The sequence below is a fragment of the Rhodococcus sp. NPDC006774 genome (assembly GCF_040636045.1).
In the GTDB taxonomy this organism is placed as follows: Bacteria; Actinomycetota; Actinomycetes; order Mycobacteriales; family Mycobacteriaceae; genus Rhodococcoides.
Genome location: NZ_JBEYIW010000022.1, coordinates 47,001 through 71,819, shown reverse-complemented (window position 1 = coordinate 71,819; position 24,819 = coordinate 47,001). Strand labels below are relative to the sequence as shown.

At 65.5% G+C, this 24,819-nt stretch carries 23 protein-coding genes; 10 read left to right on the top strand and 13 right to left on the bottom strand.

Annotation, left to right across the window (positions count from 1 at the left end; all coding sequences use genetic code 11):
* Window positions 1-39: 39 nt before the first annotated feature.
* Window positions 40-1,425 (bottom strand): cystathionine beta-synthase, encoded by a 1,386-nt coding sequence (locus ABZ677_RS23720; protein WP_358373867.1) that lies wholly within the window; start codon window positions 1,423-1,425, stop codon window positions 40-42.
* Window positions 1,426-1,521: 96 nt separating this feature from the next.
* Here ABZ677_RS23720 and ABZ677_RS23715 point away from each other — a divergent pair, with 96 nt between their 5' ends.
* Window positions 1,522-2,535 (top strand): SGNH/GDSL hydrolase family protein, encoded by a 1,014-nt coding sequence (locus tag ABZ677_RS23715; RefSeq protein ID WP_358373864.1) that lies wholly within the window; start codon window positions 1,522-1,524, stop codon window positions 2,533-2,535.
* Window positions 2,536-2,606: 71 nt separating this feature from the next.
* Window positions 2,607-3,827 (top strand): acetyl-CoA C-acetyltransferase, encoded by a 1,221-nt coding sequence (locus ABZ677_RS23710; RefSeq protein ID WP_037188472.1) that lies wholly within the window; start codon window positions 2,607-2,609, stop codon window positions 3,825-3,827.
* A gap of 63 nt (window positions 3,828-3,890) precedes the next feature.
* Here ABZ677_RS23710 and ABZ677_RS23705 read toward each other — a convergent pair whose 3' ends face one another.
* A complete protein-coding gene (locus tag ABZ677_RS23705; protein ID WP_358373861.1) occupies window positions 3,891-4,739 on the bottom strand; it encodes a Bax inhibitor-1/YccA family protein in 849 nt (282 codons plus the stop codon).
* A 197-nt stretch (window positions 4,740-4,936) separates the two neighbouring features.
* Here ABZ677_RS23705 and ABZ677_RS23700 point away from each other — a divergent pair, with 197 nt between their 5' ends.
* On the top strand, window positions 4,937-5,362 hold the full coding sequence (locus ABZ677_RS23700) for a hypothetical protein (protein WP_037188477.1): 426 nt from the start codon (window positions 4,937-4,939) through the stop codon (window positions 5,360-5,362).
* Between the two features lie 4 nt (window positions 5,363-5,366).
* Here ABZ677_RS23700 and ABZ677_RS23695 read toward each other — a convergent pair whose 3' ends face one another.
* Window positions 5,367-6,494, bottom strand: coding sequence for a methyltransferase (locus ABZ677_RS23695; RefSeq protein ID WP_358373856.1), 1,128 nt, complete (start codon window positions 6,492-6,494; stop codon window positions 5,367-5,369).
* A gap of 92 nt (window positions 6,495-6,586) precedes the next feature.
* Between ABZ677_RS23695 and ABZ677_RS23690 the strand changes: the two genes are divergently transcribed.
* Complete coding sequence (locus tag ABZ677_RS23690; protein WP_255138702.1) at window positions 6,587-6,709, top strand: hypothetical protein; 123 nt, start codon at window positions 6,587-6,589, stop codon at window positions 6,707-6,709.
* 24 nt (window positions 6,710-6,733) lie between these two features.
* Here ABZ677_RS23690 and ABZ677_RS23685 read toward each other — a convergent pair whose 3' ends face one another.
* The 3 genes from ABZ677_RS23685 to ABZ677_RS23675 are packed head-to-tail and all read right to left on the bottom strand — an operon-like array spanning window position 6,734 to window position 8,641.
* Complete coding sequence (locus tag ABZ677_RS23685; RefSeq protein ID WP_358373853.1) at window positions 6,734-7,258, bottom strand: peroxiredoxin; 525 nt, start codon at window positions 7,256-7,258, stop codon at window positions 6,734-6,736.
* A gap of 17 nt (window positions 7,259-7,275) precedes the next feature.
* Window positions 7,276-8,043: a tyrosine-protein phosphatase gene (locus tag ABZ677_RS23680; protein ID WP_037188485.1), complete on the bottom strand. Its 768-nt coding sequence runs from the start codon at window positions 8,041-8,043 to the stop codon at window positions 7,276-7,278.
* A gap of 25 nt (window positions 8,044-8,068) precedes the next feature.
* Window positions 8,069-8,641, bottom strand: coding sequence for an antibiotic biosynthesis monooxygenase (locus ABZ677_RS23675; RefSeq protein ID WP_037188487.1), 573 nt, complete (start codon window positions 8,639-8,641; stop codon window positions 8,069-8,071).
* 171 nt (window positions 8,642-8,812) lie between these two features.
* Here ABZ677_RS23675 and ABZ677_RS23670 point away from each other — a divergent pair, with 171 nt between their 5' ends.
* Together ABZ677_RS23670 and ABZ677_RS23665 are read left to right on the top strand one after the other, a co-directional pair.
* Entirely contained in the window at window positions 8,813-9,310 is a 498-nt protein-coding gene (locus ABZ677_RS23670; protein ID WP_358373849.1) for an Lrp/AsnC family transcriptional regulator, read from the top strand.
* Window positions 9,307-10,452 (top strand): FAD-binding oxidoreductase, encoded by a 1,146-nt coding sequence (locus ABZ677_RS23665; RefSeq protein WP_358373846.1) that lies wholly within the window; start codon window positions 9,307-9,309, stop codon window positions 10,450-10,452. Before ABZ677_RS23670 ends, ABZ677_RS23665 begins: the two co-directional genes overlap by 4 nt.
* Before the next feature lie 68 nt (window positions 10,453-10,520).
* Here ABZ677_RS23665 and ABZ677_RS23660 read toward each other — a convergent pair whose 3' ends face one another.
* Complete coding sequence (locus ABZ677_RS23660) at window positions 10,521-11,138, bottom strand: helix-turn-helix domain-containing protein (RefSeq protein WP_358373843.1); 618 nt, start codon at window positions 11,136-11,138, stop codon at window positions 10,521-10,523.
* A 146-nt stretch (window positions 11,139-11,284) separates the two neighbouring features.
* Here ABZ677_RS23660 and ABZ677_RS23655 point away from each other — a divergent pair, with 146 nt between their 5' ends.
* Window positions 11,285-12,754 carry an MDR family MFS transporter gene (locus ABZ677_RS23655; RefSeq protein ID WP_358373840.1) on the top strand — a complete coding sequence of 490 codons (1,470 nt, stop codon included), beginning with the start codon at window positions 11,285-11,287 and terminating at the stop codon, window positions 12,752-12,754.
* Between the two features lies 1 nt (window position 12,755).
* Here ABZ677_RS23655 and ABZ677_RS23650 read toward each other — a convergent pair whose 3' ends face one another.
* Genes ABZ677_RS23650 through pdhA form a run of 4 tightly spaced genes read right to left on the bottom strand, consistent with a single transcriptional unit; the run spans window position 12,756 to window position 18,380 of the window.
* Window positions 12,756-14,903, bottom strand: a complete 2,148-nt coding sequence (locus ABZ677_RS23650; protein WP_358373837.1) for a thiamine pyrophosphate-dependent enzyme — start codon at window positions 14,901-14,903, stop codon at window positions 12,756-12,758.
* Between the two features lie 52 nt (window positions 14,904-14,955).
* Window positions 14,956-16,248: a dihydrolipoamide acetyltransferase family protein gene (locus ABZ677_RS23645; protein WP_358373834.1), complete on the bottom strand. Its 1,293-nt coding sequence runs from the start codon at window positions 16,246-16,248 to the stop codon at window positions 14,956-14,958.
* A gap of 48 nt (window positions 16,249-16,296) precedes the next feature.
* On the bottom strand, window positions 16,297-17,301 hold the full coding sequence (locus ABZ677_RS23640; RefSeq protein WP_037188505.1) for an alpha-ketoacid dehydrogenase subunit beta: 1,005 nt from the start codon (window positions 17,299-17,301) through the stop codon (window positions 16,297-16,299).
* A complete protein-coding gene (pdhA, locus tag ABZ677_RS23635; RefSeq protein WP_037188508.1) occupies window positions 17,298-18,380 on the bottom strand; it encodes a pyruvate dehydrogenase (acetyl-transferring) E1 component subunit alpha in 1,083 nt (360 codons plus the stop codon). Before pdhA ends, ABZ677_RS23640 begins: the two co-directional genes overlap by 4 nt.
* A gap of 134 nt (window positions 18,381-18,514) precedes the next feature.
* On the opposite strand from pdhA, the gene ABZ677_RS23630 reads away from it, so the two are divergent.
* Together ABZ677_RS23630 and ABZ677_RS23625 are read left to right on the top strand one after the other, a co-directional pair.
* Window positions 18,515-18,994, top strand: a complete 480-nt coding sequence (locus tag ABZ677_RS23630) for an Lrp/AsnC family transcriptional regulator (protein WP_037188511.1) — start codon at window positions 18,515-18,517, stop codon at window positions 18,992-18,994.
* 249 nt (window positions 18,995-19,243) lie between these two features.
* Window positions 19,244-20,272, top strand: coding sequence for a Glu/Leu/Phe/Val dehydrogenase dimerization domain-containing protein (locus tag ABZ677_RS23625; protein WP_358373877.1), 1,029 nt, complete (start codon window positions 19,244-19,246; stop codon window positions 20,270-20,272).
* Window positions 20,273-20,361: 89 nt separating this feature from the next.
* Here ABZ677_RS23625 and ABZ677_RS23620 read toward each other — a convergent pair whose 3' ends face one another.
* Together ABZ677_RS23620 and gabT are read right to left on the bottom strand one after the other, a co-directional pair.
* Window positions 20,362-21,813 carry an NAD-dependent succinate-semialdehyde dehydrogenase gene (locus tag ABZ677_RS23620; protein ID WP_358373829.1) on the bottom strand — a complete coding sequence of 484 codons (1,452 nt, stop codon included), beginning with the start codon at window positions 21,811-21,813 and terminating at the stop codon, window positions 20,362-20,364.
* Window position 21,814: 1 nt separating this feature from the next.
* Window positions 21,815-23,179 carry a 4-aminobutyrate--2-oxoglutarate transaminase gene (gabT, locus tag ABZ677_RS23615; protein WP_358373826.1) on the bottom strand — a complete coding sequence of 455 codons (1,365 nt, stop codon included), beginning with the start codon at window positions 23,177-23,179 and terminating at the stop codon, window positions 21,815-21,817.
* A gap of 130 nt (window positions 23,180-23,309) precedes the next feature.
* Between gabT and ABZ677_RS23610 the strand changes: the two genes are divergently transcribed.
* The gene (locus tag ABZ677_RS23610; protein WP_358373823.1) at window positions 23,310-24,806 is read left to right on the top strand and encodes a PucR family transcriptional regulator; all 1,497 of its coding nucleotides are present in this window, start codon (window positions 23,310-23,312) and stop codon (window positions 24,804-24,806) included.
* The last annotated feature ends 13 nt before the right edge of the window (window positions 24,807-24,819 follow it).

Below are 24,819 nucleotides of genomic sequence, written 5' to 3'. Positions count from 1 at the left end.
GTCGAGTGCCCTCAGGGGCACTCGACCACACCACTGCCGCTAGGCACCCTTGCTGAGGAATCCGAGCAGATCGTGGCGAGTGATGACGCCGACGGGCTTGCCTTCTTCGACGACCATCAGCGCGTCGGATTCGCCGAGCGCCTTGGTGGCGTCGGAGACGGTTTCGCCGGCACCGATCAGCGGGAACGGGTCACTCATGTGCTTCGCAACGGGATCGGCCAATGCAGCGCGACCCTCGAACACAGCGCTGAGCAGATCCCGTTCGGTGACACTGCCTGCAACCTCGCCTGCCATGACGGGTGGCTCGGCTCCGACGACCGGCATCTGGGAGACGCCGTACTCGCGCAGAATCTCGATGGCGTCGCGCACGGTTTCCGACGGGTGGGTGTGCACCAGATCCGGCAGCGCACCGGACTTTCCGCGCAGCACTGCGCCGACGGAGGTCTCCTCGGTTGTGCCGTCCAGACGCGAACGCAGGAATCCGTACGACGACATCCACGAGTCGTTGAAGATCTTCGCCAGGTAGCCGCGCCCGCCGTCGGGCAGCAGGACGACGACCAACGCGTCGGGACCTTCGCGTTCGGCAACCTGGATAGCGGCAACGGCGGCCATTCCGCACGAGCCGCCGACCAACAGGCCTTCCTCGCGGGCGAGGCGACGGGTCATGTCGAAGGAATCGGCGTCGGAGACGGCGATGATCTCGTCCGGGATGGACGGGTCGTAGGCCGTCGGCCAGAAATCCTCACCGACACCTTCGACGAGGTACGGGCGTCCCGTGCCGCCGGAGTAGACCGAGCCCTCGGGATCGACGCCGATGACCTTGACCTTGCCGCCGGAGACCTCCTTGAGGTACTTGCCGGTGCCGGAGATGGTTCCACCGGTGCCGACGCCTGCGACGAAGTGCGTGATCTTTCCGTCGGTGTCGGCCCAGATCTCGGGGCCGGTGGTCTCGTAGTGGCTGGCCGGTCCGGCCGGGTTGGAGTACTGGTTGGGCTTCCAGGCTCCCTCGATCTCGCGAACGAGTCGATCGGAGACGCTGTAGTAGCTGTTGGGGTCCTCGGGTGCGACAGCCGTCGGGCAGACGACGACCTCTGCTCCGTAGGCGCGCAGCACGTTCCGCTTGTCCTCACCGACCTTGTCGGGGCACACGAACACACACTTGTAGCCGCGCTGCTGTGCGACGAGCGCGAGACCGACGCCGGTGTTGCCGGACGTGGGCTCGACGATGGTGCCGCCGGGCTTCAATTCGCCGGATGCCTCGGCCGCGTCGATCATCTTCACGGCGATGCGGTCCTTGGACGAACCACCCGGGTTGAGGTACTCGATCTTGGCCGCGACCGTGCCTGCACCGTCGCCGATGACGGTGGACAACTTCACCAACGGGGTGTTGCCGATGAGTTCGGTGATGTGCTGAGCGATGCGCATTGCACCATCTTCCCAGATGCAGCTATTCGACTCTCGGCCACGGCCGTCGACGCCCGCCTACGATGGTGTCGACGGCGCGACGAGAGGGATCGATCTGTGACGGCGAGCGGATGGCGAACCGCTGCGAAAGCGAGCGCCGCGACGGTACTTGCGGGCTCTGGAGCAGGGACTGCGTCCTGGGCCGCCTACCGACATCTGATGGCGCAGGCCGCTGCGGCGCGCGGCGTCATCGGGCGTACCACCGCCAAGCCACCGGAGGCCGACGGCGTCTACACAGCGGGATGCGCGGCCCCCGAACGGTGGCGGATGGGAAGTTCAGCAGATATTCATCTGATGATCTTCGGCGACTCCACGGCGGCAGGCGTGGGCTGCGTCGTCGCCGACGAAGTTCCCGGGGTTCTGCTCGCCCGCGGACTGGCCGAGGAAACCGGGCGACGAATTCGATTGAGTACCAAAGCAATTGCCGGTGCCACCTCGAAGGGGCTCGGAGGCCAGGTCGACGCGATGTTCGTCGCGGGCCCGCCCCCGGATGCAGCGGTCATCTTCGTCGGCGCGAACGACGTCACCAAGAAGTTCTCCATTCCGGCGTCGGCGGCGAGACTGGGCGACGCGGTCGAGCGGCTGACAGCCAAGGGCTGTGTCGTCGCCGTGGGGACGTGCCCCGACCTCGGTGTCGTGACGGCCATCCCGCAGCCGCTGCGCACCGTCGTCCGCAATTGGGGTCGACGCCTCGCGCATGCGCAGACGGCCCGCACGCTCAGCGCCGGCGGGCATCCGGTGGCGCTGGCGGATCTGCTCTCCCCCGAGTTTCTCGCGGCACCCGACACGATGTTCTCGGCGGATCGCTTCCATCCGTCGGCCGCCGGCTACGAGCTCGCCGCGCAGCAGATTCTGCCGGTGCTCGCATCGGCGCTCGGGGTGTGGCACGGTGGCCCGCTGCCCGAGCTGCCGACCGTGTCCGCCGCCGCCGAATCACGCAAGGCCATCCCCCGCGCCACGGCCGCACTCGACCGCTTCCTGCGTCGCAGAACCGCGGAGCTCGACGCCGAGATCGTCACTGCATCGGAGGATCTCGTACGTCGTGGCGGCGGCGGTCGGGCGGGGTTGTAAGTTCGGTCAGGAGACATCGCCTACTCGGCGGTAACAGAGCAGGTAAGCAGTATCGATTCGAAGGAGATCTCATGCCAGAGGCAGTCATCGTCGCCACCGCGCGCTCACCGATCGGCAGGGCGATGAAGGGGTCGCTCAAGGACATTCGTCCTGACGACCTCACCGCTCAGATGGTCGCCGCCGCGCTGGCCAAGGTGCCTTCGCTGGACCCCAAGGACATCGACGACCTGCTCCTGGGCTGCGGTCTGCCCGGCGGCATGCAGGGCAACAACCTCGCTCGTATCGTCGCAGTGCAGCTCGGCTACGACTCCCTGCCCGGAACGACGATCACCCGCTACTGTTCGTCCTCGCTGCAGACCACCCGCATGGCGCTGCACGCGATCAAGGCAGGCGAAGGCGACGTGTTCATCTCCGCAGGCGTCGAGAGTGTGTCGAGCTTCATCCACGGCAGCTCGGATTCGCTTCCGGCAAGCCACAACCCGATCTTCGCCGACGCCGAGGCCCGCACCAAGAAGGCACAGGAAGAGGGCGCGGACAGCTGGACCGACCCCCGCGAGAACGGCGAGCTACCCGACGCGTACATCGCGATGGGCCAGACGGCCGAGAACGTCGCACTGCTCACCGGCATCACCCGCGAGGATCAGGACCACTGGGGCGTCCGCAGCCAGAACCGCGCCGAAGAGGCCATCAACGCCGGCTTCTTCGAGCGGGAGATCACCCCGGTGACCCTGCCCGACGGCACCGTCGTCAACACCGACGACGGCCCTCGCGCCGGCACCACCTACGAGAAGATCAGCCAGCTCAAGCCGGTCTTCCGCCCCAACGGCACCATCACCGCCGGTAACGCGTGCCCGCTCAACGACGGCGCAGCAGCGCTCGTCATCATGAGCGACACCAAGGCCAAGGAACTGGGCCTGACCCCGCTGGCTCGCATCGTCTCCACCGGAGTCACCGGCACGTCCCCCGAGATCATGGGCCTGGGCCCCATCGAGGCCACCCGCAAGGCGCTGAAGATCGCGGGCATGTCGATCTCCGACATCGACCTGTTCGAGATCAACGAGGCCTTCGCTGTTCAGGTCCTCGGTTCTGCACGCGACCTCGGCATCGAGGAGGACAAGCTCAACGTCTCCGGTGGTGCCATCGCGATCGGCCACCCGTTCGGCATGACCGGTGCCCGCATCACCACCACCCTGCTGAACAACCTGACCACCCACGACAAGACGTTCGGCGTCGAAACCATGTGCGTCGGCGGCGGCATGGGTATGGCGATGGTGCTGGAACGCCTGAGCTGATCCGAGTCACAACGAAAAAGCCCCGCCCTCCTCGATGGAGTGGCGGGGCTTTTCGCGTGACTACTAGTCGTTCTGGAAGTAGCTCAGCAGACGCAGGATCTCGACGTACAGCCAGACCAACGTGATGGTCAGACCGAGGGCGACGCCCCAGGCTGCCTTCTCCGGAGCCTGTGCACGGATCAGCTGATCGGCCTGGTCGAAGTCGAGCAGGAAGCTGAACGCGGCGATGCCGATGCAGACGAGGCTGAAGATGATGGCCAGCGGTCCGCCGGAGCGGAGTCCGAAGCCGTCTTCCATGAAGAAGCTCGCGACGAGGTTGCCGAGCATCAGCACGACGACGCCGATGAGGGCACCGACGACCATGCGGGTCAATCGCGGGGTGACACGGATCGCGCCGGTCTTGTAGACGATCAGCATGCCGAAGAACACGCCGAAGGTTCCGAGGACGGCCTGGCCGATGAGGGCCGATCCACCGACTCCGCCGAACTCCACGCCGGTGAACATCAACGACAGTGCGCCGAGGAACACGCCTTCTGCGGCCGCGTAGGCGAGAACGATGGCCTTGTTGTCCATCTTGCGACCGAAGGTCGCGAACATGACCAGACCGAAGCCGATCAGGCCGCCGCCGATCACGAACGGGATGGCCAAGTCGGTGTTGTTGGAGACGAGGAGGTACGAGATGATCGCCGTCACGCTCAGCACACCGAGGGTGATGCCGGTCTTGGTGACAACGTCGTCGATCGTCATGGCCCGCTGTGCGGGCTGCGTGGTGTACGGATCGGCCTGCGCTCCGGGATGCTGGCCGAAGGTTGCGGCCTGCGAGGCTCCAGCCGTCGCAGATCCGAATGTGGCGTATCCGCCGCCCTGCTGCTTGGGCAGGTTGCGGAACACCGGGTTGCTGGAGGTGCGCACCGTGTCTCTTCCCTTCGTAAGTTCTGATCCCCACCGGGGATCTCCCCGTCGGTCATCAGTAGAACGTCTGACATCCGGACAAAAGTTCCCAGGAGGAGAACTTCTACGACGGACAAATCGGACTCTACCGGGTAGGGCCCCGACACGCGGAGACGACCGCGTGTGTGACACCGAATCGAAACGGGCACTATGAGGAAATGGCAATCGAAGACGGACCCGACCAGACCTTGGACCCCAGTGAAAGCGTCGACTCCGACGAGGTGCGCAACGACGACGGTGACACCGTGGTCGATCCTCCCGACCACTGGAGCGAGGCCAACAGCTTCGGCACCACCGCCCGCGAGGCAGCCGAGGGCGAGAGCCTGGACCTCAAGCTCAGCGAGGAAGAACCCGATGTCGCCGTCGAGGAAGATCTCGACCGCCCGATCACCGAGACCCCCGACGAGGAGTTGACCGAGGAACTGGTCGACCACGTCATCGAGGAATCCGACGAGGATCCCGACATCGACTACGCGGAGGGCCAGCGTCAGGCCGAGATCGTCGAGGGCACTCTCGTCGAGGATCTCGGACGCAACCGGGGACAGATCGACGGAACCCCCGAGGACGGCGGCCCGGTCAGCTGACCGTCTACCGTTGCTCGCTCGGGCGTACCGAGCGAGCGACGGTGAACTTGCCGTTGCGCCCCATCAGGTCGGTGGGGCCAACGGCGTCGGCCAGTTCACGTCGGTAGTTCAGGTGGGTGTTGAACACCGTCCACAGCTGACCGCCCGGCCGCAGCACCCGACCGGCCGCGACGAACAACTTGCTGGCCCCACCCGTGTGCACCGCCGCCCCCTCGTGGAACGGCGGGTTGCACACCACCAGATCGACCGATTCCGACTCGAACGTCGACATCGCGTCGTCCGCGATCACCGCGACACTCGTCCCGTTCGCCTCCGCGGTGGCCGCTGCCGACGCGATCGCTGCGGACGAGCGATCGGTGGCGATCACCTCGAGATCGGGCCTCGTTCGGGCCAGCTCGGTCGCGAGAATTCCTGTGCCACAGCCCAAGTCGACGGCAACGCGGGCTCGCGGGAGCATCTTCGGAACGTATTCCAACAGGTATCGCGTCCCGATGTCGAGACCGGCCCCCGCGAACACCGCACCGTGCGCCACCACCGTCAGGTCCAGGTCGGCAATCCGCTTGCTCACCGGATACGTCATGCCCGACGCCACCGCGCCGCGTGCGGTGAGCACTCGGGCTTTCTGCCGGCCGCGGCCGGCCGTGACCGTCTCGAACGACTTCCGCAGGACGTCGTTCATCGCCGGGGTCATGTGCTTGTCTCGTCCGCCTGCGAGGACGACGACGTCCGCCGGCGCATGTGCGGCGATGTGTTCGGCGATCTCGGTCAGTTCGGCCAGACCTCGCGGCAACTGCATCAACACCACCCCGACGCCGTCGAGCAGTTCGGCACCCAATGCGTGCTGGGTGTACGACCCGGTCATCGCAACCCGCGCGGCGTTCAGCTCGAGCGCCCGCGCGCCGGTAACGGCGTCCTGATGAACGCGTACCGCGGTGAACCCGAGAGAACCGGCTCCGAGGGTCAGAGCTCCGTACCGGTCGCCGATCACCGCGATCGGCGTCGCCCTGTCGATTCCGGGGAGTTCGTCGACGGTATCGAGGACGAGGCGGTCCGCAGCGTCGACGGCATGGAGGTTGGGTGCCTCTGCGTCGGGCTCACGCCGCAGGGCGTCGAACAGGGATTCATCGGGCACACGGGCAGTATCCCACCCGAACCCGGCCGGTCGGACACGGTCGTTCCGCGCGGCAAGTGGCTATTGCGGCGAATCAGGGGCATGCTCGGGGAATGGAACACAAAGACAAGAACGAGGCACTCTTCAGCCATCCCGACGACGCATCGACCGATGCGCACGCCGAAGCCTCGAAGCCTGCCGTCTACACCGCCCTGTTCAGCGGCGCGAACGACTGACGTTCGGACGACAACGAACAACTCTCACGACAGGTAGCGCAGGTACTCCAGCGCCTTGGTCGCATGCACGTGACCGCGCTCGCTCTGCACCATCATCCGCACCACTCGGTGCCGATCGATCACGAACGTCGTCCTCTTCACGGACAGCAACTGCCTCAGATACCCGCGTCGACCCGCGTTCGAGTGGCCGCGTTCGAGCTCTCGAAGCCGACGCCGCCGAGTGAACCACCCGCCGCGTCGCACGCCGAATTGTTCGGCCACCGCACCGTCGGGATCGGACAGCAACGGAAAGTCGAACGACCTCTGCAGAGCGAAATGCTGATTCTTGTCGCGGGTGTCGGTGCTGATCCCTACTCGCTGAGCACCGAACCGTTCGAATTCTGCTCCCAGGTCACGAAAGCGACATGCCTCGGCGGTACAGATGGGACTGTTGGCCGCCGGGTAGAAGAACAGTACGACCGGACCCGACTCGGTCAGCTCGGAGAGCGCACGGGATTCACCCGAATGATCGGGGAGCTCGAAATCCGGGGCCGTCCGTCCGATTCGCATGACGCAGAGGGTACCGCTCAGTCCTGTACGAGCGAGGCAGTCAGACGTCGTCGGAGATCCCGATCGATGCCCAGGTAGTTCAGGTACCCGTCGAACGAGCCGTGCGACCTCGCCATGACCTCCAGGCCGTGCTCCAGGTAGGACGCGCGGACACCCAGTATCGCCTCGGTGGGGAGAACGTCGTGGAGTCCGGTCCAGGTTCGGCGGACGTGCGCGAGCAACGGCTCCATCGCGTCGTTGCTTCTCAGATAGTCCGCGACGATGTCGTCCTCGTCGACGCCGGCCGCCCGCAACACCGTCGCGACCGTCCACCCTGCCCGGTCCTTGCCCGCTGCGCAGTGCACCAGGACGCCGCCGCGTTGCTCCACGATCTCGTCCACCACCCGCTTGATCGCGTGGGACGCTCCGTCGAGAGTCGAGAAGGAGGCATACGCCCGCATCATGTAGTCCACTTGAGTCTGCTCGTCCTGAATCGGAGCTGCCTCGTGTGGGGCTCGCTCACCTTTCAGATTCTCGTACGGCACGGAGATCGACTCGACGCCGTCGGGAACTCGGTCGACGCCGCTCCGTTCGGCCTCCGAATCGCCGCGGAGATCGAACACGGTACGAATGCCCAGATCCGCGACAGCGCGCTGCCCGATCTCCGTCAACCCACTCAATTCGGATGCGCGATAGAACAATCCGGGCCGGATCGTTGCCCCGTCCGTGGTGCGCGTACCGCCGAGATCGCGGAAGTTCCAGGCCCCGTCGAGGGCGAATTGATCGTGTACCGGGGCGTTGCGCATGGTTTCGACCCTATCGAAGGTGATGCTACGAGCGCGGTACCAACCACCGACGCAGCCGGGCGGTGACGAACGGCATCACCACGTAGACCATCAGCGGCGTGCACATCATCACCACCAGTGCAGTGCGCAGAGCCACGTTCAGGTCCGTCAGATGTGGCGTGAGAACGATGTTGACGAGCAGACTCACGGCGTAGAAGGCCACGCCGATCGAGATCGCCTGCTTCCACCGCGGCGGCGGACCACCGATGACCCGGACGGCGTCGGTGAGGTTGGACTGCGGCTCGAACCATCCCTCCACACCGGAGAGTCGATGTGTCGCAACGTCGTCGGCGATGGGACGGCCGGTGCTGAGCCAGGTGCGCCTGGCATCCGAGCGCAGCCAGGCGTCGAGGTTGTCGTGTGTCTCGAATCGATAGACCACGTGGTAGTCGCTGGAATCACCGGAACTGCGCAGCCAGCCGCCACCGAGAAATCCGGGAAAGGTTCGGACGAGATCCATACCGCGATCGGTCCACTCCACGAAGTCGGCTTCGTATCCCTGACGGACGCGTCGTGCGACCGAGGTCGTGACGTGATCGAGCGTGTCGGTCGTGGTCATGCGGTACCCCTTCTGCGCGTGTTCGTCGCGGATCGATGTGTTCTACACAGAGTGCGGCCAGATGGACCGACATTCAAATCGTGGGTGGAAACGAAGATCGATGGCTCGAAGTGCCGAAGGATGTGACAATTCGTCTACACAGACCCTTCTCGAGCGACCTGGAGTGGACGGATGGCACAGCACGGACCCGAGTACCGACTCGACGACGTGGACCGACGCATCGTCACCGAACTCAGCCGGGACGGCCGGATGTCCATGCGCGCCCTGGCCGAGGCCACCCACATCTCGCGAGCACACGCCTACGTGCGCGTCGACCGTCTCGTCGACGAAGGGGTCATCGAGGGATTCACCGCACGCATCTCCTACGAGAAAGCGGGGTTCGGCGCGTCGGCGTATGTGGCTCTGTCCATTCGGCAGGATTCCTGGCGCGCCGTCGCCGACGACCTGAGCACCTTCCCGTTCGTCGAACACGTCAGCCTCATGGGCGGAGATTTCGACGCGCTCGTCCTGGTTCGGGCTCCGGACACGTCGGCACTACGCCATCTGGTGCTCGACAAGCTGCAGGGACTCGACGGGATACTGTCGACGCGAACCTGGCTTATCTTCGACGAGGCGATCGGCCCCGGCGCGCAGTGGACCGCAGAGACAACGAACGGGAGAAATCCATGACCACGTCCGAGCGAGAACCGAACTCCACCGACGTCATCGTGATCGGCGGCGGAATCGGGGGCGTCTCGCTCGGTTACGAACTCGCGAGCGACCGACGCGTCACACTGCTTGAGCGCGAGAAGACCCTCGCCTTCCACACCACCGGCCGCTCGGCCGCGCTGTTCCTGGAGACCTACGGCAACAGCACCATTCGTGCTCTGACGACCGCCAGTCGTGAATTCCTGATGAACCCGCCGGAGCACTTCCGGTCCGAACTGCTCGCCCCGCGTCCGCTGCTGCAGATCGCGGCCGTCGGGCGAGGTGACGCGCTCGAGGCAATGTACGCCGATGTCAGCCGACTGACACCCGACGCCCAATTGGTCTCTCCTACCGACGCGCGTGCGTTCTTTCCGCCGCTGCGCCCCGAACTGATCGATTGTGCACTGTACGAACCACATTCGATGGAGGTCGACGTACACGCGCTGCATCAGGGGTTCGTGCGGGGGCTGCGCGATCGAGGTGGTCGAGTCCACACCGGGGCAGGCGTGACGCAACTGAGACGCATCGACGGACTGTGGCACGTGCACACCACGGACGGTTCGGTCCACACTGCGCCGCTCGTCGTCGACGCAGCAGGCGCATGGGCGGACGTCGTGGGCGCACTGGCGGGTGCCGATCCGATCGGACTCGTCCCGATGCGTCGGTCGGTGTTCATGGTCGCCGCGCCCGATGATCTCGACACCGCGAATCTTGCGACGTTGAGCGATATGGACGAGAAGTTCTACATCAAACCGGAAGGCGCACAACTATTGTGTTCACCTGCCGATGAGACGCCCACCGAGCCCAGCGATGCCCGCCCGGACGAGCTGGAGATCGCCCGAGCGTTCGACGACATTGCCGAGGCGACCACGCTGACGGGACGACATCTGCGCTCGTCCTGGGCGGGTCTGCGCAGTTTCGTCCCCGATCGCACCCCGGTCGTGGGCTTCGACACGAAGCTCGAGGGCTTCTTCTGGTGCGCCGGTCAGGGCGGATACGGAATCCAGACGTGTGCGGCGCTGGCCAGAGTCGGCGCGACGATCGTTCGCGGGGAACCACTTCCGGCCGACGTCATCGCCCGCGGACTCGACGAAGCGGACCTGTCGCCCAGTCGCCTGGGGTGAGAGGCGCTTCGCGCCACGTGCACGAAAACTCGACCCCTGCTACGAAGTCCCGCGCACGACCTGCGCGGTCAGCCGGCCACGACGCGTCGTAGATCGCGCAGCGTGGTTCGGTAGATGTCCACCAGGTCGGCGTCCTGCCCGGCGTCGATGCGCTCGGCCCAGTCGTCGAAGGCGATGCGCATGGCCATTCCGGCACCCTCGATCAGCAACCGTGCGTACGAACGTGATTCGTGGCCACCGAGTTTGGTGGCCACCGAGTCGGTGACGCGACACAGCGTCATGGCCTCGGTCGCGAAGGCAGCGGCTCGGAGGTGGTCGTCACGCCCGATGAGCCGTCGGGTACGCAGTAGTCGATCCCGCGCCTCGTGCGGGGCAGCGGAAAATCGTTCGACCGATCGCTCGTAGAGTGCTTCGATCGCAGTGAGGGTGATGTCCTCGGGTGCGGACGACGCCAGCCAGGCGTCGATGTCGAGCTCGAACTCCGGGGCGAGGCCGAGAACCGATTCTTCCTTGGATGCGAAGCTACGAAAGAACGTGCTGGGCGATACTCCGGCCCGACGTGCGATCTGGTCGACCGTCGTCGCGGCGCAGCCCTGCGTCTCGAACAGTTCGAGCGCGGCACGGGTGATCTCGAGCTGGGTTTCTCGGCGACGACGCTCTCGCAGATCCGGTACGTGCTCGCTCATCGTCCTCCACCCATCGCCCGCTTCTCGGTATTCTCGCCGTCAACTTACCAGTAATATTCAAGTTGACAGTCACTGTCACAATGAGTCAGGCTGTCTCGACAGTATTCCTTTGCACCTTTGAACCCATACGCGAAAGTTCTCGACACATGACCACACCTGAGACCGACCACGCACCCGACGGGCAGCTCGCGCCGGGCAGCAAGTTGTTGATCGGCATCCTCGTCATCGCCGCGTTCGTCATGATCCTCAACGAGACGATCATGAGCGTGGCGCTGCCCACACTGATGGTCGACCTGAGCATCACGGCGACCACCGCACAGTGGCTCACCACCGGATTTCTGCTGACGATGGCGGTGGTCATCCCCATCACCGGATTCCTGTTCCAGCGCTTCACACTGCGCCAGGTATTCGTGGCGGCGATGACTCTGTTCACCGTCGGCACGCTGCTCGCAGCCTCTGCCCCTGGCTTCGAGCTGCTCCTGCTCGGACGCGTCACCCAGGCCAGCGGCACGGCGATCATGTTGCCGCTGCTGATGACCACCGTGCTCACGGTGGTTCCGGCGCACAAGCGCGGCGCGATGATGGGCGTGATCTCCATCGTCATCGCCGTGGCCCCCGCCATCGGTCCGACCATCTCGGGAGTCATCCTCGATTCGCTGAACTGGCGTTGGATGTTCTGGCTCGTCCTGCCGATCGCACTCGTCGCGTTCGCCATCGGGACCACTCTGGTGAAGAACGTGACCCAGACCGGTCGGCCGTCGTTCGATCCGCCGTCGGTCGTGTTGTCCGCGTTGGCTTTCGGCGGGATCGTCTATGGCCTGAGCAGCCTGGGACACTCGGCCGAGGAGTCCGTGGTGCCGGTATGGCTGCCACTGGTGGTCGGAGCGATTGCCCTGGTGGTGTTCGTGCTGCGTCAGATCGCCCGGCAAGATCAGGGTGGAGCTCTACTGGACATGCGTCCGTTCCGTACCCCCACCTTCAGCATCGGCCTCGGCATGATCGCGATCTCGATGATGGCCCTGTTCGGCGCTCTGATCCTGCTACCGATGTACCTGCAGAACGTCCGCGGTCTCGACACCCTGGACACCGGCCTGATGCTGCTCCCCGGCGGACTGCTGATGGGGCTGCTCGCGCCGTTCGTCGGACGCATCTTCGACCGAATCGGACCGCGCCCGTTGGTCGTTCCAGGTGCGATGGTGGTGAGCGCCGCGCTGTGGTCGATGACCGTCCTGGACGCGCAGTCCGCCCTTCCGCTCGTGATCGGTATCCACATGCTGCTCTCGGCCGGCCTCGCGCTCATCATGACGCCGCTCATGACCTCGTCGCTGGGATCGCTTCCCACCCAGCTGTATTCGCACGGTAGTGCCATCTTCAGCACGGTTCAGCAGTTGGCAGGTGCCGCAGGTACCGCACTGTTCGTCACCGTGATGTCGAACACCGCAGCAGCCCGAATCGCCGACGGCGCAACCGCTGTGGGCGGCTCCGAGGCCGGGATCCACACCGCCTTCCTCTACGGCGGGGCCGTGTCACTGGTGGCGGTGGCAGCGTCGTTCTTCATCCGGGCACCGGCGCGCAGTGATCGCGACGCCGTCGCCCCTGCCCAACCGGTTCTCTGAGTCACTCGACTTCGATCAGCTTCAGGGCCGCGGCGACGATCCGGTCTTCCGACAGGAGGACCAGATCGGCCGCGGCACCGAGTGGTACGAACGAATTCGCACTCGACACTCTGTGGATGGCACCGTCGTAGCCTCCCTCGACCAGAGCGGTCAGGACGCCCTCGCCCACTCCCCCGTCGTGCCGGGTCTCGTCGGCGATCAGTACCCGATCGAATTCCGAGAGCCGGTGCAGCAGATCCTCGCTCGGGAGCGGAACGACCCATCGCAGATCGACAACCGTGACAGCGATCCCGTGTTCGCGCAACGTGGACGCGGCTCGTCTACTCATCACCACGCCGTTCCCGAACGTGACGATCGCCAGATCGACGCCATCGCCATGCGTTGCGACCGTGCCGAATTCGGTCGAAGCATGGTCGGCACAACGCAATGCCCCGTCACCGTCGAGCAGGTCGGTGCGGTGATACAACGCGATCGGCTCCAGGAAAACGCACACCCGCCCCTCCTCGACGGCCAGTGCCACACACGTTCGGAGCAGACCGGCGGCCTCCGCCGCCGAACTCGGGACAGCAACCACTATGCCCGGAATGTCGCGCAGAACGGCGACCGCATTGTCGTTGTGGAAATGTCCGCCGAAACCGCGTTGATACGCCAGACCGGCGATGCGCACCACCATCCCGTTGGTGTACTGGGCGTCGGAGAAGAACTTCAGCGACGCCGCCTCGCCGCGAAGCTGGTCCTCGGCGTTGTGCAGGTAGGCGAGATACTGAATCTCGGGTATGGGGACGAATCCCGCGAGCGCAGCACCGAGGGCGGTGCCGAGCACGGTCTGCTCGTCGAGCAGTGTGTCGAAAACCCTTGCTGCGCCGAACTTCTTGCGTAAGCCTTTCGTGACGCCGTAGACGCCACCCTTGACGGCCACGTCCTCGCCGAACACGAGGACGTCCGGTCGCGCCGCCATGATGTCGGTGAGCGTCCTGTTGATCATGGCTGCAAGCGTCAGACGCGGCCCGCCCTCTGCAGGTCGCAGGCTCTGTTCGGTGGCGGTTACCGCAGTCGGTCGCCGTTCGGTGAGCGGGGCCATCACCGCGTCCGCGGTAGCCAGGCGCGACGACGCCCCGGACCGCAGGGACTCGACCATTGCCTCGGCCTCGGTCATGACGGTCTCGCGCATCGCCTCGTAGCGGCCTTCGACGTCGGCTGCAGAGAGCACACCTGCCCCGATCAGCGCGCGTGCGCCGGCGAGCAACGGATCTCGTGCGTAGTCGCCGACGATGTCTGCGTTGGTGCGGTACGCGAGTTCGGCATCGGAACCGGCGTGGCCCATCAACCGCACCGTTTCGAGGTGGAGGACCACCGGACGCCGCCTCGCCCGTACCGTCGCTACCGCAGCGTCGACGGTGCGCATCAGTTCGATCGGATCATCGCCGTCGGCGCGCACGTACTCGATCGACGGTAATCGGCCGAGCGACTGCGCGATCCAACCCCGCGGCGATCGGGTACTGATCCCGATTCCGTTGTCCTCGCAGACGAACAGGATCGGCATCGGAACGGATTGGTGTGCGCAATAGGCCGCAGAGTTCAGCGCACCCACCGTCGTCGAATGATTGGCCGAGGCATCGCCGAAGCTGCACACGACGATGGCGTCCTCGGGCCACGGGGTTCGATGCCGGAGTGCCTTCGCCCGCCCCAGTGCGAACGCCAGACCGACCGCGCGCGGCACCTGTGAACCGATGGTCGATGTCTGCGGAACGATGCCCAGGTCCGGATGCCCGAACACCTTGTGGCGGCCACCGGACATGGGATCGGATGTCGAGGCAATCAGGCTCGCCAGCACGTTCTGGATCGGCGTCGAACCCGGATACTGTTGTGCGCGTGCGGCATAGAAGCCGCCGGATCGGTAGTGCAGGAGCGCCGGGTCGGTGACCGTGGTCGCGGCACCGACAGCTGAGTTGGCCTCGTGCCCGGACGAGCCGATGGTGTAGTAGCCGAAGCCCGCGGACTGCAACCAGCGCGCGGCGAAGTCGAGATGCCGGCTCGCGAGTTGCGCGTCGAAGTACCGGATCAGTCGCTGCGGATCCGCGTCGACCGACCGACCGGGCCGGATCGACCGAACCTGCTGCAGGAAGTACTCGTCGATCGCCTCGGCCACACTCGCACCCTTGTTCCCGTAGAGCCGTCTCCATCGAGCCGAGCTGCGTGAATCAGCTCAGGGCGATCATATCCATCGGAGTGCTGAGCAACCGGCCTACGAGGGCGAGGAACTGCGATCCCTGCTGGCCGTCGACGAGACGGTGATCGAACGAGAGCGACAGTGTCGTCACCGACCGCAGTGCGATGGCACCCTCGTGTTCCCAGGGCATGCGGCGGATCGAACCGAAGCACAGGATGGCAGCTTCGCCGGGATTGAGGATGGGAGTGCCTGCATCGACACCGAACACTCCGACGTTGGTGATGGTGATGGTTCCGTCGGCCAGGTCGGCAGGACTGCTCTTGCCCTCCTTGGCCGTGCGCGTCAGCTCTGCCAGTGCGCGCGCGATATCCACCAACGAGAGTTCGTGGGCGTCCTTGATGTTGGGAACCATCAATCCGCGCGGGGTCGCCGCGGCGATGCCGAGGTTCACGTAGTACTTGGTGACGATCTCCTGAGCTGCCTCGTCCCAGGACGAATTGAGCGAGGGATTCGATTTCAACGCAACGAGAACCGCCTTGGCGACCAGAGCCAGCGGAGTCAGCCGCACGTCGGCGAAGTGAGCCGAGGACTTCAGGGACTCAAGCAATGTCAGGGTCTCGGTGACGTCCACGGTCACGAATTCGGTGACGTGTGGAGCGGTGAATGCACTGCGCACCATCGCATCCGCCGTGTGCTTGCGCACTCCCTTGATCGGTGTGCGCACTTCGCGTCCGACCCGCAGTGGGGTCGGCTCCCCTGCAGTGTCTGCTCCGTGCAGATACGACTCGACATCGTCGCGGGTGACGTCGCCGCGAGCTCCGGTCGGGGGTACCTCGGCAAGATCGACAGCGTTGTCCTTGGCAATCTTTCGCACCGGCGGTGTAGCGAGCGGTTTACCGTTCTGGCCGCTCGAGGTCGGAGCGACCGGCGTGGTCCCTCGGCCGCCGCGTCGACTCGACCCTTCCTTCGCCACGCCGTAGCCGACGAGAACCGGGACGCGTTCCTCGCTGTCCTCCACCGGACTCGCGTCGTCCACATCGGCGGCTAGCTCGGGGGTAGCTGCGACGTCGTCGGTGCCTCCATCGACGCGGATATCGATGATCGGGACGCCGACCTCGACGGTGTCACCTTCCGACACATGAAGGGCAGCAACGACGCCCGCGAACGGTGAGGGAAGTTCGACGGCGGCCTTGGCCGTTTCGACCTCGGCGATGTTCTGATTCAGCTCGATGGTGTCACCGACGGCGACGAGCCAGGTCAGCAGATCGGCTTCGGTGAGTCCTTCCCCGAGGTCGGGCAACGGAAAGCTCTTGATGGTGGGCATCGTCGAATCCTGTTCGGTACGTATCGGCGGCGGTCGGTGAGCGCGAGGTCAGTGCGAGCGGCAGCGGTCGACTGCGTCGAGAATCCGGTCGACGTCGGGGAGATAGAACTTCTCCAGCTTCGATGCCGGGTACGGAGTACCGAAGCCACCGACGCGCAGCACCGGCGCTTCGAGGTTGTAGAAGCAGCGTTCGGAGATCCGAGCGGCGATCTCGGAGCCGAGGCCCATGAACACGGGGGCCTCGTGCGTGACGACCAGCCGTCCGGTCTTGCGCACCGAGGCCTCGATGGTCTCGAAGTCGATCGGCGAGAGAGAACGCAGGTCGATGACCTCGATCGAGATTCCCTCGTGGGCAGCGACTTCGGCGGCCTTGCGGGCGGTGGCAACGAGTGGGCCGTAGGCGATGAGGGTAATGTCGGTGCCCTCGGTGACCACCCGCGCGCGATGCAGAGGGTAGGACGCGTCGAGATCACGCGACTCCAGATCGATCGGGCTCTTCTCCCAGTACCGGCGCTTCGGCTCGAAGAACAGGACCGGGTCGTCGCTGGCGATGGCCTGCTGAATCATCGAGTAACCGTCGGCGGCATTGCTGCAGGTGACGACGCGAAGGCCTGCGGTCTGCGCGAAATATCCTTCGGGAGACTCCGAATGATGCTCGACGGCACCGATTCCGCCACCGTAGGGCACTCTGATCGTCATCGGGATCTTGACGTTTCCACTGGTGCGGTAGTGCAGTTTGGCGACCTGCGAGACGATCTGGTCGAACGCCGGATAGATGAAGCCGTCGAATTGGATCTCGCACACGGGGCGGAATCCCCGCATCGCGAGTCCGACTGCGGTGCCGATGATGCCCGATTCGGCCAGCGGCATGTCGAGTACACGACCGGGGCCGAAGTCTTTCTGCAGGCCGTCGGTGATGCGGAAGACGCCGCCGAGCTTGCCGATGTCCTCGCCCATCAGCAGGACTTTCGGATCGTTCTCCATCGCTCGTCGCAGACCTGCGTTGATGGCCTTGCCCAACGGAAGACTGGTGGGCCGTTCCAGGGTGGTCATGACATGGCTCCTTCGAATCCGGCTTGGTACGAGGCGAACTGGGCTCGCTCGTCGTCCAGGAGGGGGTGGGGGTCGGCGTAGACGTTGTCGAACACCGACATCGCCGCCGGTTCGACTGTCTCCAGGCATCCGCGACGAAGCTCGGCGGCGACGTCGTCGGCCGTCCGCTTCACCGAGGCGGCGAACGCGTCGTCGAACACGCCGATTCGCTTGAGCAGCTTCTCGATTCGGTCGATCGGATCCTTGGCGCGCCATTCGTCGTCGGTGGCACCCGAGCGGTATCGCGTCGGATCGTCGGAGGTGGTGTGCGGGCCCATGCGGTAGGTGACGGCCTCGATGAGCGTCGGGCCACTGCCTTCACGCGCCCGCGCCAGCGCTGCCCTGGTCACCGCCAGAACCGCGAGGACGTCGTTACCGTCGACGCGCACCGATGGTATTCCGTAGCCCTCACCACGAGCGGCGATCGTCGCCTTCGTCTGCACCGTCACCGGTTCGGAGATCGCCCACTGATTGTTCTGACAGAAGAACACCACCGGTGCATGGAAACTGGCGGCGAAACCCAGCGCCTCGGAGATGTCGCCCTGGCTGGTCGCGCCGTCACCGAAGTAGGTGATGGCTGCGCCCTCGGCGCCCTCGAGCTGCATACCGATCGCGTAACCGGTCGCGTGCAGACCCTGCGATCCGACGATGATCGCCGGTGTAGTCATGCGGTACTCGTACGGGTCCCAGCCGGACAGTGTCGATCCGCGCCAGAACCGCAGCATCTGGGTGGGGTCTACTCCGCGACAGTAAGCGACACCGTGCTCGCGGTAGCTGGCGAACACGAAGTCCTCGGTGTCGAGCGCACGAGCGGATCCGACCTGTGCTGCTTCCTGCCCGAGCAACGGAGCCCACAAGCCCAGTTCGCCCTGTCGCTGCAGTGCGGTGGCCTCGGAATCGATACGCCGGACGACAACGAGATCGCGGTACATCTCCATCATCGCGGCCGTGTCGATGTCGGCGACGAGGGGCGAGTAGGTCTCGTTGCGCACCACTGTTCCCGATTCTTTGATCAGCTGAACCAGCGAGTTGGTGTTCATGGTCGTGGCACTCTCCGTCCTGATGTGATGTCCTTCACAAGGACACCACCGACATCCACACTGCACAAGCGATGACTTCAGAACTGCGCAGCGTGCACAATATTGGGTAACGACCGAGCGACAGGAAGTGCGCAATGACCGATTTGGACAAGACCGACGCCCGGCTCCTGCTCGCCCTCTGCGCGAGGCCACGAGCCACCGGTGTCGAACTCGCCACCACACTGAACCTGTCTCGCAACACCGTCCAGGCACGCCTCGGTCGATGGGACGACAAAGGATCACTGACCCCGATCGATCACCGCATTCCGCCGAAGTCGCTGGGACGCCCGCTGCAGGCATTCGTCACCGCACAGGTCAACCAGCACACCCTGGCGGCGGTCACCGAACACCTGCGCACCATTCCGGAAGTGCTCGAGGTGTTCGGGCTGTCCGGGGCTGCGGACATGCACATCCGCATCGCCGCCGTCGACGCCGACGACCTGTATCGCATCGCAGGTCTCATCCTCGACATTCCCGGTGTCGAGCGCACCAACATGTCCATCGCGATGTCGGAGCTGATTCAGTACCGCACCAAGCCGTTGCTCGAACAGCTCGCCGAGGAGGGCCGACGCTGAGCAGCCAGACCAGCTCTGCCGAGTCGATTCACGCGCCACAGTGCAACATGCACGTTCTCGGTAACGGTGGTTGACCAGCGTGCACGTTCACGGCACTCTTCGACGGACATGTTCCCGGACACCATCCATTTCCGGGTACCGCCGCCTCATCACCGAAAGAGACTGCCTGTGTCCATCGTTGCCGACCACCCCGCCGTCGTACCCACCTCGAACGATCCCCTGCCGACGGGCGTGTTCGATCGTCCCGACATGCCGCGCGACTCCGCACACGAGCGCGTCGTGTTCTGCCAGGATCGCGACACCGGGTTGCGCGCGATCATTGCGGTCCACTCCACTGCGTTGGGACCCGCTCTCGGCGGAACGCGCTTCTACCCCTACGCATCCGAGCAGGATGCGTTGACCGATGTACTACGGCTCTCCCGGGGAATGACCTACAAGGCCGCCGTTGCGGGCGTCGATCTCGGCGGCGGAAAAGCGGTGATCATCGGCAACCCCAACGCCATCAAGACCCCGACGCTACTGGGCGCGTACGGCCGGTTCGTCGAGTCGCTCGGCGGAACATACGTGACCGCAGGCGATGTGGGCACCAACAGCGACGATCTCGACATCATCGCCGAGGAGACGGCGCACGTAGTCGGCAAGAACACCACCGCAGGCGGCACCGGCGACAGCGGCCCCCAAACCGCGCTCGGAGTCTTCCTCTCTCTTCTGGCCGCAGCCGAATCGACCTGGGGCTCCGACGATCTGACCGGCAAGCGCGTCGGCGTCGAAGGTGCGGGCAAAGTGGGTTACAACCTCGTCGCACTGCTTCGCGAGGCAGGTGCCGAGGTGATCGTCAGCGACTCCTACGCGCCCGCCCTCGATCGCATCGTCACCGACTTCCCCGGTGTCACCGTCGAATCCGACATCATCGGTGCCGACATCGACGTCTATGCGCCGTGCGCCATGGGTGCCACTCTCGACGCCTCGTCGGTGGCCCGGCTGTCGGCGTCCATCGTGTGCGGCGCAGCGAACAATCAACTCCTCACACCCGATGTCGAAGCCATGCTGGCTGCGCGCGGGATTGTCTGGGTACCCGACTACGTTGCCAACGCCGGCGGCCTGATCCAGGTGGAAGGCGAACTGCGCGGCAAGGATTCGACCGAGGTGATGGCCACGATCGGCAAGATCCGCAGCACGGTCGCGGGCATCTTCGCCATCGCTCGCGCCGAGGGCATCCTGCTGGGAGCCGCAGCCGATCGCCTGGCCGAGGATCGAATCGCCGCCGCGCAGAACTGACCGCCGGCTCGCACCCTCTCGCTCCACTCCCGGCCGAAAGTCGCGGATTCCCGCGCCCTCGGTCGCGGAGTGGAGCGATACGTGCACCGCTACCTGAGCGCGATGTACTTGGTCTCGAGGTACTCCTCGATACCCTCCGACCCGCCCTCGCGTCCGAAGCCCGATTCCTTGACACCACCGAACGGGGCTGCGGCGTCGGAGATCGCACCGCGATTGACGCCGACCATGCCGGTGTCCAGAGCCGCCGACACCCGAAGGGCGCGGTCGAGGCTCTCGGTGTAGAAGTACGCCACCAACCCGTACCTGGTGTCGTTGGCCGCGGCCACGGCCTCGCCCTCGGTGTCGAATCCGACGATCGCTGCGACCGGGCCGAAGATCTCGTCCTGCAACAGATTCGCGTCGGCCGGGATGCTGTCGAGAACCGTCGGCGCGTAGAAGAATCCGGGCCCCTCGGGTGCAGCTCCGCCGGTGCGCACCCGTGCTCCCTTCGCGACGGCGTCGTCGACGAGGGCGGTGACAGTCCGACGCTGTTTGTCGTTGATGAGCGGCCCGATGTCGGTGCCCTCGCGGTCACCCGGACCGACCGTCAGTGCCTCGATCCGCGCGGTCAACTTCGCGGTGAATTCCTCACGCACGGAGTTCGCGACGTACAGGCGGTTGGCCGCCGTGCAGGCCTCGCCGCCGTTGCGCATCTTGGCCAGCATCGCTCCGTCGACAGCGGCGTCGATGTCTGCGTCGTCGAACACGATGAACGGAGCGTTGCCACCGAGTTCCATCGACGTCCGCAGCAGTCGATCTGCTGCGTTGCGCACCAACAGCTTTCCGACTCCGGTCGATCCGGTGAACGTGATCTTCCGCAGCCTCGGATCGTCCATCAACGGGCCCGTGACGGAGGCGGCGTCGGAGGTGGGAAGTATCGACAACACACCACTCGGCAACCCTGCGTCGGCGAACACCTGTCCGAGCAGAAGCATCGTCAGTGGGGTGTCCTCGGCCGGTTTGACGATGACGGTGCAACCCGCCGCCAGTGCCGGGCCGATCTTGCGTGTGCCCATGGCCAGCGGAAAGTTCCACGGGGTGATCGCCAGGACCGGGCCGACCGGCGACTTGGTGACCAGGATCGAGCCGTTACCCGCAGGGGCGGGGGTGAACCGTCCACCGATTCGGACGGCTTCCTCACCGAACCAGCGTAGGAATTCGCTGCCGTACTTCACCTCACCGTGGCTCTCCGCCAACGACTTTCCCATTTCGAGCGTCATCAGCAGGGCGAAGTCGGCAGCACGCTCCTGCAGCAGGTCGAAGGCGCGCCGCAGAATCTCGGCTCGCTCACGAGCGGGCGTTGCCGCCCATCCCGGTTGCGCCTCGGCGGCACGGTCGAGCGCGGTGATGCCATCGGCCGCGGTCGCGTCGGCGACGGTGGTCAACTCCTCGCCGGTCGCCGGGTTCAGCACGGCGAATCGTGCACCCGACGCAGAGGTCGCCTGCACGCCGCCGAGCCACAGATCGGTGGGCAGCGAGGAGATCAAGGCGGAAGCCGACATGTCAGTTCCCCTGTGCGACAGCGCGAAGCGCATCTTCGAGGACGGTGAGCGCCTCGCTCAGCAAGTCGTCGGAGATCACCAGTGGCGGCAGCAACCGGATGACATTGCCGTAGGTGCCGCACGTCAGCACTATCACCCCGGCCTCGAGTGCCGCCGCCGCAACGGCTTTGGTGGCCTCCGGGTTGGGCTCACGCCCACCCGGCAGGACGAGTTCGATCGCAAGCATGGCTCCGCGACCACGCACCTCACCGATGATGCCGATCTCGGTACGCAGCGCATTCAGTCGCTCGAACACGATGCGTTCGATGTCGCGGGCGCGTGCATTGAGGTCGAGTGTCTCCATCTGCTCGATGGACGCCAGTGCCGCGGCGCAGGCGACGGGGTTGCCGCCGTAGGTGCCACCGAGTCCACCGGGGTGCACGGCGTCGATCAGATCGGCACGGCCGGTGACCGCGGCCAGCGGCATACCTCCTGCGATACCCTTCGCCATGGTGATCAGATCCGGCACGATGCCCTCGTGTTCGCTCGCGAACCACGCACCGGTGCGGGTGAATCCGGCCTGCACCTCGTCTGCGATGAACACGACGCCGTTCTCGCGTGCCCAGTCCGCCAGTGCCGGGAGGAATCCTTCTGCGGGCACGATGAAGCCGCCCTCGCCCTGGATCGGCTCGATCAGGATGGCCGCGAGATTGCCCGCGCCGACCTGCTTCTCGATGACGGAGATCGCCCGGGCCGCAGCCTGGGCACCGGTCACCGCGGAACCGTCGGCGTTCAGGCCCTCCCTGAACGGATACGACATCGGCGCTCGATAGACCTCGGGAGCGAACGGCCCGAACCCACTCTTGTACGGCATCGACTTGGACGTCAGCGCCATCGTCAGATTGGTACGACCGTGGTACGCGTGGTCGAACACGACGACAGCCGACCGCCCGGTGGCGTGACGTGCGATCTTGACCGCGTTCTCGACGGCCTCGGCACCACTGTTGAACAGAACGCTGCGCTTGTCGTGATCGCCCGGCGTCAACTCGGCCAGCTTCTCGGCGACCTCGATGTAACCCTCGTACGGCGCGATCATGAAACACGTGTGGGTGAAGTGTCCGACCTGATCCTGCACTGCAGCAACGACTGCCGGATTGGATGCACCGACTGTCGTCACGGCGATTCCGGCCCCGAGGTCGATCAGCGAATTCCCGTCGACATCGACCACGACGCCACCGTCCGCGTCGGCCACGTACACCGGCAACGTCGACGCCACGCCTGCACCGACGACGGCCTTGCGGCGCTGCGCCAACGCCGCCGACTTCGGCCCGGGGAAGGCGGTGACGATCTTGCGCTCCTGCGGAAGTCGGTACTCGATCGAGGCCATGGTCGCACCTTTCGTGTGGGCTGGTCCAGCAAGTATGCGACCGGTCGACCGCCCAGGCCTGCTGCCAATTCGTCCATTCGAAGGGCAGGTTGCACTCCATTTCGTCGACCCGGGGTTTACAGTTCGACAGGTGAGCGTGCAGATGTCCTGGCTGCTGAGGCAACGACACCTTCGACTGAGTCACCGCGGAGGACCCGAACGCAGCGCCGTACCCATCACCTTCGCGCAGGCGACCGAGCTCACCGACCCCAGCCCGTGGCTGTCCGGCGGTGAGCTGATTCTGACGACCGGGCTCGGGTTCGACTCCGACGGCCCCGCGCTGTCCACCTACGTCCGCACCCTCGCCGCCGCTGGTGTCGCCTGCCTCGGTTTCGGAGTCGGACTGTCCCACAGCACAATTCCGCGACACATACTCGAGACCGCCGAGGATGTGGGACTTCCCGTCGTGGAAGTCCCCTACGACATTCCCTTCGCCGCCGTCATTCGCGCGGTCATGAAGAGAATCTCCGAGCAGGAGTACGAGCAGGTCGTCCGCGCGGCGTCCGTGCAGAACCGCATCACTCGGGCAGCACTGCACGGCGGCGTGAACGCGATCGTCCGTGAGCTCGCCGTTGCCACGTCGACATCGGTGGCGCTGATCGGCCGGCGCACCGAGCCGTTTCATCCCGCAGACGCTTCCGACCTCGTCGAGCAGGCCCGCGAGATCGCCCGCAGCATCCGGCCGTCGTCCTCTCCCGCCACCGTGTCGGCGAGCGAACCGGGGCGCACAGTGACACTGCATGCGGTTGCAGTCACCGGTGGCGCTCCGACTTTCCTGGCCATTCGCACCACAGGGCCGATGACCGGGGTCGAGCAGATCCTGCTGGGACACGCGGTATCACTGGTGACGCTCGACCTCGAGAAGCCGGCACGACTGCGCGCGGAGCAGTCCAGGCTCAACACCCTCGCACTCGGGTTGTTGCTCGACGGGCACCTCCCGCCCACCGACGACACGGCCCTACCGAGCTATCTCGCCGATGCTGCCGACGACGACTCCCACATCAGGGTTGCGGTTATCCGCGGACCGTCCGAGCGCATCGCCGACGCAGTCGATGCCGAGTGCCGGCTCCGCGCGCGGCCGACCTACGCCCGTCGCACCGACACCGGCTGCGAACTGCTGCTGCGCGGCTCCGACGACACCCGATTCGTCGCTCACCTCGTCGAATCACTCCCTCGGTCGACGTGTGCAGGCATCAGTTCCCGGCTGCACATCGACGAGTCACCTGCGGCGCTGCGGCAAGCCACACTCGCCTGCGCGGCGGCGGGTCCCCACGACCGGATCGTCGAATTCACCGGATCGATGCTGCTGGCCTCCGCACCGGTACAGGAGTCGTTGCGCGCCATGGCTGCAGTGACCATCGCGGTACTGGCCGAGTACGACCGCACCCATTCCGCCGATCTGGTGGGATCACTTCGGGCTTTCCTCGAGGCGAACGGGCATTGGGAAACCGCTGCGGCACACCTGTCGGTTCATCGTCACACGCTGCGAAACCGGATCACGCGGTGCGAGGAATTGCTCGCGGTGGATCTGACGTCGGCGCGGGTGCGAGCCGAATTGTTGCTCTCGATGCTTGCCGCGACAACGTGAATATCGGCCTTCG

What these genes read in the sequence shown, in the direction of transcription:
- ABZ677_RS23720 (WP_358373867.1), bottom strand. Translation starts at nt 1,425, where the DNA reads ATGCGCATCGCTCAGCACATCACCGAACTCATCGGCAACACCCCGTTG.
- ABZ677_RS23710 (WP_037188472.1), top strand. Translation starts at nt 2,607, where the DNA reads ATGCCAGAGGCAGTCATCGTCGCCACCGCGCGCTCACCGATCGGCAGG.
- ABZ677_RS23700 (WP_037188477.1), top strand. Translation starts at nt 4,937, where the DNA reads ATGGCAATCGAAGACGGACCCGACCAGACCTTGGACCCCAGTGAAAGC.
- ABZ677_RS23690 (WP_255138702.1), top strand. Translation starts at nt 6,587, where the DNA reads ATGGAACACAAAGACAAGAACGAGGCACTCTTCAGCCATCCCGACGAC.
- ABZ677_RS23685 (WP_358373853.1), bottom strand. Translation starts at nt 7,258, where the DNA reads ATGCGAATCGGACGGACGGCCCCGGATTTCGAGCTCCCCGATCATTCG.
- ABZ677_RS23680 (WP_037188485.1), bottom strand. Translation starts at nt 8,043, where the DNA reads ATGCGCAACGCCCCGGTACACGATCAATTCGCCCTCGACGGGGCCTGG.
- ABZ677_RS23675 (WP_037188487.1), bottom strand. Translation starts at nt 8,641, where the DNA reads ATGACCACGACCGACACGCTCGATCACGTCACGACCTCGGTCGCACGA.
- ABZ677_RS23670 (WP_358373849.1), top strand. Translation starts at nt 8,813, where the DNA reads ATGGCACAGCACGGACCCGAGTACCGACTCGACGACGTGGACCGACGC.
- ABZ677_RS23665 (WP_358373846.1), top strand. Translation starts at nt 9,307, where the DNA reads ATGACCACGTCCGAGCGAGAACCGAACTCCACCGACGTCATCGTGATC.
- ABZ677_RS23660 (WP_358373843.1), bottom strand. Translation starts at nt 11,138, where the DNA reads ATGAGCGAGCACGTACCGGATCTGCGAGAGCGTCGTCGCCGAGAAACC.
- ABZ677_RS23655 (WP_358373840.1), top strand. Translation starts at nt 11,285, where the DNA reads ATGACCACACCTGAGACCGACCACGCACCCGACGGGCAGCTCGCGCCG.
- ABZ677_RS23645 (WP_358373834.1), bottom strand. Translation starts at nt 16,248, where the DNA reads ATGCCCACCATCAAGAGCTTTCCGTTGCCCGACCTCGGGGAAGGACTC.
- ABZ677_RS23640 (WP_037188505.1), bottom strand. Translation starts at nt 17,301, where the DNA reads ATGACCACCCTGGAACGGCCCACCAGTCTTCCGTTGGGCAAGGCCATC.
- pdhA (WP_037188508.1), bottom strand. Translation starts at nt 18,380, where the DNA reads ATGAACACCAACTCGCTGGTTCAGCTGATCAAAGAATCGGGAACAGTG.
- ABZ677_RS23630 (WP_037188511.1), top strand. Translation starts at nt 18,515, where the DNA reads ATGACCGATTTGGACAAGACCGACGCCCGGCTCCTGCTCGCCCTCTGC.
- ABZ677_RS23625 (WP_358373877.1), top strand. Translation starts at nt 19,244, where the DNA reads ATGCCGCGCGACTCCGCACACGAGCGCGTCGTGTTCTGCCAGGATCGC.
- ABZ677_RS23620 (WP_358373829.1), bottom strand. Translation starts at nt 21,813, where the DNA reads ATGTCGGCTTCCGCCTTGATCTCCTCGCTGCCCACCGATCTGTGGCTC.
- gabT (WP_358373826.1), bottom strand. Translation starts at nt 23,179, where the DNA reads ATGGCCTCGATCGAGTACCGACTTCCGCAGGAGCGCAAGATCGTCACC.